14 protein-coding genes are annotated in these 13789 nt (G+C 64.0%); 9 read left to right on the forward strand and 5 right to left on the reverse strand.

Annotated elements, in window-relative coordinates; all coding sequences use genetic code 11:
• The first annotated feature begins 87 nt into the window (after positions 1–87).
• The gene (locus tag Q0974_RS02480; RefSeq protein ID WP_299322247.1) at positions 88–846 is read left to right on the forward strand and encodes a class I SAM-dependent methyltransferase; all 759 of its coding nucleotides are present in this window, start codon (positions 88–90) and stop codon (positions 844–846) included.
• On the opposite strand, the gene Q0974_RS02485 is transcribed toward Q0974_RS02480, so the two are convergent.
• From Q0974_RS02485 to Q0974_RS02500, 4 genes are read right to left on the reverse strand one after another with little or no spacing between them, the layout of a single operon-like run.
• On the reverse strand, positions 843–1988 hold the full coding sequence (locus Q0974_RS02485; RefSeq protein WP_299322250.1) for a nitrilase-related carbon-nitrogen hydrolase: 1146 nt from the start codon (positions 1986–1988) through the stop codon (positions 843–845). The genes Q0974_RS02480 and Q0974_RS02485 overlap by 4 nt on opposite strands.
• 6 nt (positions 1989–1994) lie before the next feature.
• Complete coding sequence (locus Q0974_RS02490) at positions 1995–3554, reverse strand: FAD-binding oxidoreductase (RefSeq protein WP_299322252.1); 1560 nt, start codon at positions 3552–3554, stop codon at positions 1995–1997.
• Complete coding sequence (locus Q0974_RS02495) at positions 3554–4828, reverse strand: MFS transporter (RefSeq protein ID WP_299322255.1); 1275 nt, start codon at positions 4826–4828, stop codon at positions 3554–3556. Before Q0974_RS02495 ends, Q0974_RS02490 begins: the two co-directional genes overlap by 1 nt.
• A 60-nt stretch (positions 4829–4888) precedes the next feature.
• Positions 4889–5821: a DUF1838 family protein gene (locus tag Q0974_RS02500; protein ID WP_299322257.1), complete on the reverse strand. Its 933-nt coding sequence runs from the start codon at positions 5819–5821 to the stop codon at positions 4889–4891.
• 100 nt (positions 5822–5921) lie between these two features.
• Between Q0974_RS02500 and Q0974_RS02505 the strand changes: the two genes are divergently transcribed.
• From Q0974_RS02505 to Q0974_RS02530, 6 genes are all read left to right on the forward strand, one after another.
• Positions 5922–6605: a hypothetical protein gene (locus Q0974_RS02505; RefSeq protein WP_299322260.1), complete on the forward strand. Its 684-nt coding sequence runs from the start codon at positions 5922–5924 to the stop codon at positions 6603–6605.
• Positions 6606–6702: 97 nt separating this feature from the next.
• Positions 6703–7542 (forward strand): CoA ester lyase, encoded by an 840-nt coding sequence (locus tag Q0974_RS02510; RefSeq protein ID WP_299322262.1) that lies wholly within the window; start codon positions 6703–6705, stop codon positions 7540–7542.
• Entirely contained in the window at positions 7535–8044 is a 510-nt protein-coding gene (locus Q0974_RS02515) for a MaoC family dehydratase (RefSeq protein WP_299322263.1), read from the forward strand. Before Q0974_RS02510 ends, Q0974_RS02515 begins: the two co-directional genes overlap by 8 nt.
• 13 nt (positions 8045–8057) lie before the next feature.
• Positions 8058–9251, forward strand: a complete 1194-nt coding sequence (locus Q0974_RS02520; RefSeq protein WP_299322266.1) for an acyl-CoA dehydrogenase family protein — start codon at positions 8058–8060, stop codon at positions 9249–9251.
• Positions 9227–10444, forward strand: coding sequence for a CoA transferase (locus tag Q0974_RS02525; RefSeq protein ID WP_299322268.1), 1218 nt, complete (start codon positions 9227–9229; stop codon positions 10442–10444). Before Q0974_RS02520 ends, Q0974_RS02525 begins: the two co-directional genes overlap by 25 nt.
• Before the next feature lie 4 nt (positions 10445–10448).
• Positions 10449–11537, forward strand: coding sequence for a CoA transferase (locus Q0974_RS02530; RefSeq protein ID WP_299322271.1), 1089 nt, complete (start codon positions 10449–10451; stop codon positions 11535–11537).
• Positions 11538–11545: 8 nt separating this feature from the next.
• Here Q0974_RS02530 and Q0974_RS02535 read toward each other — a convergent pair whose 3' ends face one another.
• Positions 11546–12283, reverse strand: a complete 738-nt coding sequence (locus tag Q0974_RS02535) for a GntR family transcriptional regulator (RefSeq protein ID WP_299322274.1) — start codon at positions 12281–12283, stop codon at positions 11546–11548.
• Positions 12284–12324: 41 nt separating this feature from the next.
• Between Q0974_RS02535 and Q0974_RS02540 the strand changes: the two genes are divergently transcribed.
• Together Q0974_RS02540 and Q0974_RS02545 are read left to right on the forward strand one after the other, a co-directional pair.
• A complete protein-coding gene (locus Q0974_RS02540) occupies positions 12325–13548 on the forward strand; it encodes an MmgE/PrpD family protein (RefSeq protein WP_299322276.1) in 1224 nt (407 codons plus the stop codon).
• A partial coding sequence (locus tag Q0974_RS02545) for an MmgE/PrpD family protein (RefSeq protein WP_299322279.1) occupies positions 13545–13789 on the forward strand: 245 nt, incomplete at its 3' end. The genes Q0974_RS02540 and Q0974_RS02545, both read left to right, overlap by 4 nt.

Below are 13789 nucleotides of genomic sequence, written 5' to 3' on the forward strand. Positions count from 1 at the left end.
AGTCCGGACAAATTCTGATACCATGATCTGGATCAAACGGAAATCTAGCCCTTTGCGGCTAAAAAGGCCATGCGTGGAAAGGTACACATGACTGACCGGCTTTGGGACATCCTCTTCGATATCCATGCGGATTTGCCGCGCCAGGGGCCGGGCGACGACGAATCGACGCTGCGCGCGCTGACGCAATGCGAGGGGCTGCCCGCCGCACCGGCGATTCTCGATATCGGTTGCGGCCCCGGCATGCAGACACTGGCCCTCGCGCGGGCGCGCCCGGAGGCGCATATCGCCGCGATCGACTTCCATCAGCCCTATCTCGACGATCTCGATGGCCGGGCCGATGCCGCGGGCTGCGCCGATCGCATCGTAACGCAGCGCGCGGATATGGCCGATCTGCCTTTCGCGCATGGAACGTTCGACCTCATCTGGTCCGAAGGTGCAGCCTATTCGATGGGCGTGGACGCGGCGCTTGCGGCCTGGAAACCGCTGTTGCGGGAAGGTGGCTATCTCACCTTTACCGAGCTGGTCTGGCTCGCGGACGAACCGCCGGAAACGGCTGCCGCTTTTTTCGCCGAGGAATATCCGGCAATGCGGCATGACGATGCGGTAGCCGACGCAGTCGAAGCCGCGGGCTATGCCCTGATCGACCGGTTCGTACTGCCCGATGCGGCCTGGTGGACGCACTATTACACGCCACTATCGGAGCGGCTGGCGCTGTTGGACCGGAAATATGCCGATGATGCGGAGGCGCTCGGCGTCATCGCGACGTCGAAGCGGGAGATCGAAATGCGCCGCCGCTTCGGCACAGCCTATGGCTATGAATTTTTCGTGGCGCGCGAGACAGCCTAGATCAGCCCCTCGCGCACCATGCGTTCGATCACTTCTTCCTGCGTGCGGCGGAAATAGTCGCGATCGGGCACTTGCGGCGTATCGCCGTCCATCATGCCGTTGGCAGCGTGAATCTCCGTGTTCGCATAGACCGGTGCGAACAGCTCGAGCCGCTGGCGCGCGAGGAAGTTGGTCATGCTCGGCGTGCGGCGGCCTTCGCGCAGCGCATCGATATCGACGGTCGCGAAGGCGGTGAAGGTTTCGCCGCTGTTCGATTCCGCCACCACGCGGCCCTTCCAGTCCACGACCTGCGAATTGCCGTCGGCCGAAGCGAGGGGCAGTGACGCGCCCTCGATCCCGGCCGTGTTCGCCGAAACGACATAGGCCATATTCTCGAACGCGCGCGCCTGTTTGGCGACATCCTTGGGCGTATCGAGCGGCGATCCGATCTCCGATGAACTGTGGACGAAGACTTCCGCGCCGCGCAACGCATGGGCGCGGGCGATTTCGGGGTAGAGAATTTCTTCCGAGGCGATCGCCGCCAGATTGCCGATCTCGGTCCGCGCGACCGGGAACACGCCGTCGATGCCGTAGATGTCGAGATAGCGCGACCAGACATCATGCGGGGTCGGTGCGAACATGGAGTTCAATCGCCGATAACGCAGCACGACATCGCCCGAGGGCGCAATCACGAAGCTCGTCTGGAAATAGAAATCGGGAAAGTTCGGGTCTGTCTCATAGGCGTTGCCGGCAAGAAACAGGTCGAGCCGCTGCGCCACGCCGCCCAGCGCCTCATATTCGGGTCCGTCGATTTCGAGCGCCGCCTTGTCCGCGAAATCGGGGATCGAGATGCGGCCCGGATAGCTGGTTAGCAGATATTCGGGCAGCACGACGAGCCGGACCGGGTGGCCGCCATATTGCGCGATGAAGATATTGGCCGAGCGCATCTTAGTCTCGACCTCGCCGATCATCGCCATCATCTGCGCGCGGGCGGCGGCCCGGTCTGGCGTCGCCTCGATCGAACGGGCGGCGAGCTGCAGCGCGAGCGCCGAGTAGAGCGGGGTTTCAGACATGGTGTGTTCCTGCGCCATCAGACCGGCATTGGGCAAGGGCAGCATGCTTGCGAGCATCGCCGCCATGATCTGCCGCCGGTCCACATACATGATCGATCATTCCAGCCCGAGCGCCCCGGGATTCATCCGTCCCTCGGGGTCGACGGCGCGCTTCACCGCTTTGAGTAGCGTCCAGGCCTTGGGGTCGCTGCGCGCTTCGAGCGGATAGGCGCGGCCGATCTGGAAATGCACGCCGTCCATATCGCCGAAAATATCGATCACGCCCTGCCGTAGCGTGGCGACGAGCGCGCGCGCTTCCTCGTTCGCCGGAAAGCCTTTGAGCTTGGCCAGATGATCGGGCTCGACCGAGCGGCGGTGCATTTCCTGCATCTCGTCCGGCCAGTAGAAAACCGGCTCGATCAGAAAGCCCGTGCGGCCGACGGTCAGGATCAGATAGCCGGCACCGACGCCCAGCCGTTCCATCTCCGCGCCATGGCGCTCGTACAGCGCGCCGATCGTTTCGATCGTTTCCAGCGCGCGCGAATGCCGGACGATGCCGTGGACGGGCACCCAGCGCTCGCCATCCGGTCCGACCATCGAATTGACGGGCGGGAAGGGGTTGGCGCGCATGACCTTGGGAATCGTATTCTCGACCTTGGTGCCGCCGGCTTCGGCGACGATTTCCTCGACGCGCCGCATGTCCGCATCCACGGCGCCCTGGTGCCGGCCTTCGCAGATCAGATGCGCGGAAAAGGTCGCCTCGTCGAGGAAGGAGCGGCCGGCGGCCACGACCTTTGCGCCTTCCTTGATGCCCTTCCAGAAGCCGCCCTGGCTTTTCATCATGCCGACCAGTTGTTTGGCATCCTTGGTCAGGCTGTCGCGTTTCATCCGCTGGGCCTGCAGGAAGGGGTCGAACCCGAAACATTCGCTGGCGAGGCCTTCGCGCGCGACCTGGCTCATCGCGGCGGTGATCTGGTCCGGCGTGTCGAAGGCGAAGGAGCCATACGCGAACGCCGTCGCGTCGCGCATCAGCGGCAGCGTTACCTTGGCCTTGATGCCGAAGCTGCCCGCGTCCGATCCGAACAGGCCGGTCAGGTCCGGGCCGAAGGGGCGGAGGAACGCGCTGCCCGTGCGCATTACCGTGCCGTCCGCGAGCACGACCTCCATCGAAAGCGCACACGGCGCGATGGTGCCGTGGGTCGCGCCCCAGAACAGACCGTTCTGGCTCATCCCGCCGCCGATATTCGCCTTGATTCCCGATAGCGTGCCCCAGACGGGCGTGCGCAGCCCGCGCGGATGGAGTGCGTCGTATAGCTTGTGCCAAGTGCAGCCGGCCTCGACGGTGACCGTCATGTCCGTCTCGTTGATTTCTAGGATACGATCCATCGCGGCCATGTCGATGATCAGCGCGCCGGCTTCGGGGGCAACATAGCCCGACGTGTAGCTCATGCCCCCGCCGCGCGGGACGATGGCGACGCCGGTATCGGCGATGGCGGCGAGGCCGCGCGCGAGCATGTCGGTATCGGCCGGGCGGAAGATCCCAAGCGGATCGGGGCCGAGTGTGTAGACGTCCTGCGCGTAAAATTCGCGCTCGGCCGGATCGGTGATGACCGCATCGACGCCGACGGCCGCGGTAAGCAGGCCGAGCGTATTGCTATGGGCAGGCGCAGTCGCCATCAGGCGGCCTCCAGCGCGGCGTCGGACGGCTCGGGATCGGCCGATGGGAAGCGTTCGGGATAGCGGCCGAGGAACAGCAGCAATGTTCCGCCCACCACGAACAGACCCGAAGCGACCATGAGAATCGGATCGTAACTGCCCGTCCCGTCTCGCGTGAAGCCGTACACAGTCGGCGAGATCGCCGAGAACAGACCGAAGGGCAGATAGAGCATCCCATATATCTTGCCATAATGCGCCATGCCGAAATAGCGGCCCGCAAGATAGGCGATCAGATCGCTTTCCGCCCCGGCGGCGAAGCCCAGCATGAAGGCGGCCGTGCCCACCAGCAGGAAATCCGTCGCTGTGCCCATCAACATGAAACAGGCGGCAGCCGGCATGCAGAGCAGCGGAAAAGCCACAAAACCGGCCCAGAACCGGTCGAGCAACAATCCGGTAATCACGCGGCCCGACAATATACCCAAGCCCACGATCATCATGATCGTAGCGGCGAGTTCGGGTGTGAAGCCATGATCGAGGATGATGGATGGCATATGGATATGTGCGCCGCCATAGGCGAAGGCGATGCAGGCAATCGATGCAAAGATAAGCCAGAAGCGCCGGTCCCGCAGGGCCTGTTGCAGCGTCATGCCGGCGACCTGGCCGCCATTGCTCGTGGCGATCTCCGGCGGACGTTCTTCGTCGTGCGGTTCGCGGAACCATAGCAGCCCGAGCGGCAAGGCGACGAATAGCGGCAGACAGGCGATAACGAGGAACATGCCCCGCCAACCGAAATCGCCGATCGCCCAGACGGCGAGCCGGGGCACGATCAGAGCGGCGAGACTTGTACCGAGCAGCAGCAAACCGAGCGCGAGGCCGCGATTGCGGAAAAACCACATATTGACCGCCCGGCTGAAGGTGACCGGGGTCGAGCCGATCCCGACCAGTCCCAGCAGCAGCCAGAGCGCATAAAATCCCCAAATCGACGACGGCGTGAAGGCGAAGGCGCCGAAGCAGACGCCAAAGGCCGCCAGCGAGAACAGTGCCACTGGACGCACGCCGTAGCGGTCGGCCATCCACCCATAGAATGGCGCGAGGAACGACGCGACGATACCGAAGATCGTGATGCCGATCGAAATCTCGCCCCGGCCCCAGCCGAATTCGGCGTTCAACGGCTCAAACAGGAAACCGATGACATTGAACGGGATCGGCGAGGCCCCGCAGCAGACCCCGCAGATGCCGGCCAGCAACGTCTTCCAGCCGAGACGGAATTCGCTGCGTTCGGTGGCTGAACTCATCGTCTCTCCTCGCGGGCAATAGACGCCCGTTTACGCTGGAACTGTATCTGGTGTCTCGCCCTATTCGCTATGCCCGCTGGCCGGTGCGCTTTCGCCTTCGGCCGCGCGCCGCTCGTCGATCATCCGGCGGAACACCGTCCAGGTCGTGTCGTTGGGCCGGCTGTCGTCGCCCGGGGGCGGCGCGGTATATTCGGGATAGTTGGCCGCAATCTCATTGCGCAGCACTTCGGGCAGTTCGTCATAGCCGCCGCGCAGCTTCGCGCCGACCGCATTGAAGATCATCTGCCCGTCCCGGCTGCGCATCCGCATCCAGGGGAGCCATTGCGCCACGCGGACCCAGCTTACGCTCGGATAGGCGGTGTTCGCTTCGCTATCGAGAATCTCGTCGGCGCGCGCGGCGAAATCGAAAATCTCCATCGCCTGATACATGTTGCCAGTGAATTCCTGATAGTCGCCGCCGAGCGGGTTCGTGTAAAAGAGCGGCACTTCGAACGGGATCAGCACCCAGTCGCCGATATGGCGGTAGGTCGAAATCTGGTAGGGCGATCCATCGCGCGTGACCGGGAAGTTCGGCGCGCGCATATTCACCGGATCGTTGGCGACATGCATCACCTCGACCGTTTCGCCGGTCCAGGGATTTTCCCAGTTCCGCAGCACTTCGTTGGTCTCGGGATCGGTATAGAGCATGATCTCGCGGCTGACCTGGCGATAGCCGGTACCGCGCTCCGGATCGGTCACGCTCACGCATTGGCGGATATTCATGCCCTCAAGGTTGAACAGGTGCCGGTCGCGCTCGCCGCGGACCCGCGAATAGGCGCGTCCCGACCAGTAATAGACGGCCGGTTCGCCATCCTGTTCGCCGCATTGCAGCCGCTTGGAGATTTCCACCGCGTCTTCGGGATTGGACGGATCGAGCGTCCGCGCGTCCGCCGCCGCGCCGGTTCCCGCGAAGGCGATCGCCGCGCATGCCAGTGCCAATTTCCTGATACCCATTAGTCCTCTCCCCAAAGCCTTAAGTGTCTACGTAATTTGTCCGGACAAATTTTGACTTTGTCAATGGCGCGAGTCATAGCGAAGCGCAAGGGGAGTTTCCATGTCGCTCGACGCAATCGCCTATCCGACGCTCGTTTATATCCATCTGCTGCTGTTCGTGCTGTGGCTCGGTGCGGATGTCGGCGTCTTCCTGCTCGGCCAGCATTTCCGCAAACGGCATGACTATACGCTGGAACAGCGCATCGCGCTCTTAAAGATGCTCGTGCTCGTCGACATGACGCCGCGCAGCGCCTGGGCGCTGATGGTGCCGATCTCGCTCTCGGTGCTCGCCGCGGGCAATTGGTGGGACGTGCCGGCCTGGCTGCTAATCGCAAGCTGGATCGTCGGCGGTTTCTGGCTGTGGCTGGTCTGGGACGCGCATATCCATGACCAGACGCCGCGGGCTGCGCGCGACCGTAGTATCGAGAATTGGCTGAAATACGGCCTCACCGCCTTTTACCTGTGGCTCGGCATCCAGTCGCTGGTCGCCGGCGCGCCGCTCGATCAGGCCTGGATAGCCTGGAAGGCTATTCTGTTCGGCGCGATTTTCGCCGCCGCCATCATGATCGACGTCGCCTTCGAGCCCGTCGGGCCGCAGCTCGGCAAACTGCTCGCCGAGGGATCGAGCGATGAAACCGAGATTCCGCTGCGCCAGACGATGGACCGCACGCGCATATGGGTCTGGATCGTCTATCTCCTTCTGATCGCGACAAGCTGGCTGGGCGTGGTAAAGCCGGTTTTGTAAACGATTTTGCGACGGCCGGATCAATCGGCGCTTGACTTTAAATTTGTCCGGACAAATTGTGCGGATACAAAAGCGATACAGGAGAGAATCGACGGGCATGGGCGGATTGAACTCGATATTGTTCGTGCCCGGATCGCGTGCCGACCGCTTCGCCAAGGCGGCGGAAAGCGGCGCAGACCTGATCTGTATCGATCTCGAAGACGCGGTGGCGCCGGACGACAAGGATGCGGCGCGCGATGCCGCGATCGGATCGCTCGACACGCTTGATCCTGCGGGTGTCGCAATCCGCATCAACGGTCTTAAAACGGCAGCCGGCTTGCGCGACCTTCTGGCGCTGCGCGACGCCGGGACCAAGCCGCGGCTGGTCTTCATCCCGATGGTCGAAAGCGCGGCCGAGCCGGAAATTGCCAGCGCAGTGCTGGGCGCGGGGGCACCGGGCCTCGTGCCGCTGATCGAGACGGTCAGGGGCCTGCGCGCAGGCGACGATATTGCGTCAGCACCGGGCGTTGCCGCGATGATGTTCGGCGGCGGGGATTTTTCGGCCGAGCTCGGCACCGATCTCGCCTGGGAGCCGCTGCTCGCGGCGCGCAGCGCCTTCGTCATGTCGGCGGCGGCCGCGCGGATACCCGCCATCGATGTGCCCTTTATAGCGCTCGACGACGATATCGGGCTCGAAGCCGAAGTGCGCCGGGCCAGGGCGCTCGGCTTCGTGGCCAAGGCGGCGATCCACCCCAAACAGGTGGAGACGATCAACACTGTCATGCGCCCGACCGAAGAGGAACTGGCCGAGGCGCGGGCGGCGCTAGACGCCTATGCGGCGGCGGGCGGTAAGGTGATCCGCCACAATGGAAAGATGCTCGAAGCGCCGGTTGTGAAGCGGTTCGAAGCTATGCTCGGAATGGACGGGCCGGGAATGAAGGGAACAGATCATGCGTGATGGAGTAATCGAAGTCGAACCCGGGCGGTTCCGCGAGGTGCAGGGACGCTATTTCGAGGATTTCGAAGTCGGCCATATCTATGAACACCGGCCTGGCCGCACGATCACCGATACCGACAATGTGTGGTTCACCTTGCTGACGATGAACACGCATCCGGCGCATTTCGACTATGAGCTCTCAAAGGACACCGAGTTCGGAAAGCCGCTGGTCGTCAGTCCGTTCACCATCGCGCTGATGACGGGCATGAGCGTTTCTGACACCAGCGGCAAGGCGATCGCCAATCTCGGCTGGGACGAGGTACGCATGACCAAGCCGCTGTTCGTCGGGGATACGCTTTATTGCGAGAGCGAGGTGCTCGAAAAACGCGAAAGCAAGAGCCGCCCCGAACAGGGCATCGTGACATTCAAGACTGTTGGCAAGAACCAGCATGGCGATGTCGTCAGCCACTACAAGCGGACGGTGCTCGTCTGGAAGCGTGGCCATGGCGGCCTCGACGCATAAGGAATCGAAACAGATGGCAAGCGCACCCGATACCAGCAGACCGCCGATGGACCCGGCCGAAGAACAGGCCCTGCTCGATTCGATCCAGAAATGGATCGACCGCGAGGTCCGCCCCGTCGTCATGGAGCATGATCATGGCGATATCTGGCCCGAGGAACTCGTCAACCAGATGGCCGAAATGGGCCTGTTCGGTGCGACTATTGGCGAGGAATATGGCGGGCTCGGCCTGCCGGCGACGACCTACGCCAAAATCGTCGCGCTGATCTCCTCCTATTGGATGGCGATCACCGGCATCTTCAATTCGCACCTGATCATGGCGGCGGCCGTCGAACGGTTCGGCACGCCGGCGCAGAAGGCGAAATGGTTGCCCAAATTTGCGACCGGCGAAATTCGCGGCGGCCTCGCGCTGACCGAACCGAATGCGGGCACCGACCTGCAGGCGATCCGGACGACGGCCGTCCGCGCCAAGAATCAGGATGGGGGCGACGATTATGTCATCAACGGCACCAAGACCTGGATTTCGAACGGCATCAAGGGCTCCTGCTTCGCGCTGCTCGTCAAGACCGATCCCAAGGCCGATCCGCGCTACAAGGGAATGAGCCTCTTCATCGCGCCCAAGCAGGACGGGTTCACGACAGGCAAGAAGTTCGACAAGCTTGGCTATAAATCGATCGACAGCGCCGAGCTGATCTTCGACGATTACCGGATTCCGGCCGACAATCTGATCGGTGGCGAAGAGGGCCAAGGCTTCTTTCAGGCGACCGGCGGGCTCGAACTCGGCCGGATCAACGTCGCGGCGCGCGGCGTCGGCATGGCCGAGGGTGCGCTCCGTATCTCCACCGAATATGCCCAGACGCGCGAGACCATGGGCAAACCGATCGCCAATCACCAGGCGATCCAGCTGAAGCTCGGCGAAATGGTGACGCGCGCGCGCGCCGCGCGGCTGCTGACGCTCGATGCGGCCGAAGCCTATGATCGCGGCGAACGCTGCGACATGGAGGCCGGCATGGCCAAATATTTCGCGTCCGAGGCGGCGGTGAAAAATGCCGATGAAGGCATGCGTATCCATGGCGGCTACAGCTATTCGAAGGAATATGAGATCGAGCGCTATTATCGGGACGCGATGCTGATGTGCATCGGCGAGGGCACGAATGAGATGCAGCGTATGATCATCTCGAAACAATGGGTGAAGCGGAACCCGGTGTGAGCGAGCGCCCGCTTCCCCTTGCCGGCTATCGGATCCTTTCCGCCGAACAATATGGCGCGGGGCCTTACGGCACGATGTTCCTCGCGCAGCTGGGCGCGGAGGTCATCAAGATCGAACCGCCGAAAGGCGGGGACACGGCGCGCGCCGTCGGTCCACATTTCCTGCGCGACGGCGAAAGCCTCTATTTCCAGACCTTCAACCTCAACAAGAAATCGCTGACGCTCAATCTGCAGAGCGAGGAGGGGCGCGAGATTTTCCGCAGGCTCGCGGCGGATGCGCATGCCGTTGCCAACAATCTGCGCGGCGATCTGCCCGCGCGGCTGGGGCTCACCTATGACGCACTCAAGGACGTCAATCCGCGCCTCGTCTGCGCGCATCTCTCCGCCTATGGCCGCGATAACGAGCGCGCCAAATGGCCGGGCTATGATTATCTGATGCAGGCCGAGGCGGGCTTTCTCGCACTGACCGGCGAACCCGACGGCCCGCCCGTGCGTTTCGGCCTGTCGATGGTCGATTTCATGACCGGCACGATGATGGCGGTCGGTCTGCTCGCCGCGCTCGCCGATGCCGAGCGCTCGGGGCTCGGGCGCGATATCGATGTCGATTTGCTGTCCGCCGCCGCGCATCAAATGAGCTATCCGGGCATCTGGTATATGAACGAGGATGATGTGACGCCGCGCGCGCCTTTCGGCGCTCATCCGACTGCGACGCCGAGCCAGATGTTCCGCACTGCGGACGGTTGGATGTTCGTGATGGCGCAGCTCCCCAAATTCTGGGCGATACTGGTCGAGCAGATCGGCCGGCCGGAGCTTGCCGAGGATGCGCGTTTCGCAACGCCCGCTGCCCGCCGCGAAAATCGCGACGCGCTGACGCAACTTCTCGAGGCCGTCTTTACCGAGCAGCCGACCGCGCATTGGGTCGATCTGCTCAAGGGCAAGATGCCGGTCGCCGCGGTCAATTCTCTTGAGCAGGCGATGGACAATCCGTTCCTCGAAGAGACGGGCATGATCGATCATGTCGACCATCCCGACCGCACCGGGATCAAGGTGCTGACCAGCCCGATCAAGGTCGATGGCGAACGCCTGCCGACGAGTGCCGGGCCGCTGCTCGGCGCGGATAGCGACGATATTCTGGCCGAACTCGGTTATGACGCCGACGCAATCGCTGCACTCAAACAAAGCGGCGTCGTGTGATCCCATGGGGCAGCTCGACGGCATAACGGTGATCGACCTGTCCCTGTTCCTGCCGGGCCCGATGGCGACGATGATGATGGCCGATCAGGGCGCCGAGGTGATCAAAATCGAACCCGCGGCCGGCGATCCGGCGCGGCAGATGGCGCCCGAAGAGGCGGACCAGTCCGTCTGGTTCCGTAATCTCAACCGTGGCAAGAAGAGTATCGTGCTCGATCTCAAAAGCGAGGCGGGGAAGTTGCGGCTGCGCGAGCTCGTCGCCAAGGTCGATGTCTTCGTCGAGGGGTTCCGCCCTGGCGTCATGAAAAGGCTCGGCTTCGATTATGACGCCGTCTCCGCGATCAACCCGGCCATCGTCTATTGCTCGATCTCGGCATTCGGGCAGGAGGGCGCGATGGCGCATCATCCGGCGCACGATCTCGCCGTGCAGGCGCTGACCGGCTTTCTGTCGGTCAATGACGGCGCGGACGGAACGCCCGTCGTCCCCGGCGTACCCTCGGCCGATATGGCGGCCGGGCTCACCGCGCTCTCCGCGATCCTCATGGCGCTGATCGGGCGCGAGAAGAGCGGCCGCGGCGACTATATCGATGCGACGATGTTCGAGGCGATGCTGCCCTGGTGCGCGCATATTGCGGGCGGCGCGATTGCAGGCGGCGAACCGCCGCGTTCGCAATCGCAGCGTTCACTCGGCGGCGCGGCCTTCTATAACGTCTATGCGACCAAGGACGGCCGCCATGTCGCGCTCGGCGCGCGCGAGATGAAGTTCGTACAGAATCTGCTGATCGCGCTCGACCGGACGGACCTGATCCCGCTTGGCGAGGCCGAGGCGGGCGAGCCGCAGGCTGAACTGCGCGTCTTTCTCGCCCAAACCTTCGCAACGAAAACCCGCGACGAATGGGTCGAGTGGTTCGCCGACAAGGATGTCGCCTTTTCGCCCGTCCTCGACTTTCGCGAGGCGCTGGCCAGTGATCTCGTCGCCGAACGCGGGTTGCTGGTCGAAGCGGACGGCGCGCATCAAATCGCGCCCGCGATCCGGTTCAAACACACTCCCGGCCGGCCCATCGGGCCCGCGCCCGAACTGGACGAGCACGGATGAGCGGCGCGCTAGCTTTCTGCGTCGATATGCATCGAATAGGCGAAGCGGTCGCCGGGATGATGGCTGGCCGAAATCTCGAAAATCCGGTTCTTCGCGTCGCGATAGGCGCGCAAAATCCTGAGCGTCGGCGCGCGCCGCGAAATGCCCAGCGCTTCGGCGATATCGGCGCTCGCGCCGACGGCCTGAATGTCTTGCGTGACATAGGCGACGCGCACGCCGGCCAGCTCTTCGAGCTGGCGGAAGATGGTGACCTGGGAGGAACGGATTTCGGCCGCGGCCTCGGCATAGTCGCCATGGACATAGGCATCGGTGATCGCGATCGGCTTGGGATCGCCCAATCGGGTGCGGATGCCCTGGAACTGGAACCAGTCCCCGTCCGTTTCGCCACTGACATGGTCGGCGATGCGCCGCGGCAGGCGCGTCAGCCCCACCGGCTTGAAATCATATTGCGTGTCGCGCGCATATTGCAGCAGCTCACCGACATTGGAGAGCGGCTGGTGCAGCGTGCCGCCGCGCGCCGCCGCCGGCTGGATCACCGTGCCCGAGCCGCGCTTGCGCTGGATAAGACCCTCGGCGACGAGCCGCCGCAACGCCTCACGCACCGTATAACGACTCACCCCATGTTCGCGGCACAATTCCGTCTCGGTCGGAAACTGGCCGTCTTCGCTCAGATCGCCGCGCAGGATCGCCGCGCGCAGCGAATCGGCGAGCTGGACGTAGCGGGGCTTGGTGGCGGTGTCGGACAATTATTCATTCCCTTGCGGCGGCGTGCCGGAGCGGTGGCTGTATGAGCGAACCGCTTCTGACGCAACTTTCGGAAAGACTAGCGCGGCCCGTCGGCGAAAGCGATAGGCAGCGCGCCCGGCTGCATCTGCTCGACTGGCTGGCCTGTGTCGCGGGGGCGCGGCAGAGTGCTGTCGCGGGGCGCGGCGGCCTGCTTTCCATGCCGCTCGCCGGCGCGGCTTTGCTCGGCAATGTGCTGGAGATGGACGATGTGCATCGCACCGCTTTGTTGCATCCCGGGCCGGTCGTCTGGCCGGCTGCCTTGAACGGCGCGCCGGAAAAACTTGCCGATGTCTTGGACGCCGCGATACGCGGCTATGAGGCGATGATCGCCATCGGCAGCGCGCTCGATGCGCATCATTACAGCCTCTGGCATCCGACAACGACGGCTGGCGTGTTCGGCGCCGCGGCGGCGGCCGGTTCGCACTGGGACTTCAGCCGCGACACAATGGTTTCGGCGCTCGCCAATGCGGGCTCGGTCGCGGGCGGCCTCTGGCATATGCGGCATGACGATGTGATGACCAAGCAATGGCATGTCTATCATGCCGTCAGCACGGGGTGCGACGCCGCGATGGCGGCGTTCAACGGTATCACCGGCCCGGCCGCGCTGCTCGAAGGGCCGCAGGGCCTATTCGAAGCGGCGACGAAGGAGCCGGGTCCGCTGGCCGATAATGGCGATAGCTGGCTTATTCACCAAGTCAGCTTCAAGCCGTTCGCCGCGTGCCGCCATGCGCATCCGGTGATCGACGCGGCGATGGAGCTACGCAAGGCAGGCAAGCTCGACGCGCCGTTCCACGTCGAAACTTATGCCGATGCACTGGCCTTTTGCGACCGGCCCGATCCGGTGACCGAGCTGGACGCCAAATTCTCGCTTCAGCATGCCTTGGCGGTCGTCGCCGATGGGCGGGACGCCAAGCCGGAAGACTTTACCGAAGAGGCTATTGCTGCGCTCGCAGACTTGCGCGCGCAGGTGACCGTGGCCGAGGACACGGCGATCACGGCGCGTTATCCCGCGCATTTCGGCGCTCGCGTCAATGGGCTGGAACTTGTCGATACGCGCGGCGATCCGGAACGGCCTGTCGGCGAGGCCGAGATCGTTGCCAAGATGCACAGCCTCGCCGAATGGGGCGGGCTCGATGCTGGCGAAGCGGATCGCGCAGCGGAGATCGCCTTGCACGGCGATAGCGCTGAAGCCGTCAATACGCTCCTGCAGGACTGGCTGACATGACGGCCACCCAGCGTCTTCTCGACTTTGCGGCGACCGATCATCGGCTGCCGGACATCACCCGCGACGCGGCCGTGCGGCTGCTGGCCGACACGCTGGCGGGCGGCGCGGCGGGGGCGGTGTCGGAGGAGGAGCGGCAGGTGCGCGAAGCGGTCCGCCGCTGGGGCGGTGCGAGCGGCGAGGATGCGCGGCTGATCGGGCTCGACGAATGCCTGCCCGCGCCGTCCGCCGCCTGGTGCAACGG

The sequence above is a fragment of the Parasphingopyxis sp. genome (assembly GCF_028279465.1).
Lineage (GTDB): Bacteria > Pseudomonadota > Alphaproteobacteria > Sphingomonadales > Sphingomonadaceae > Parasphingopyxis.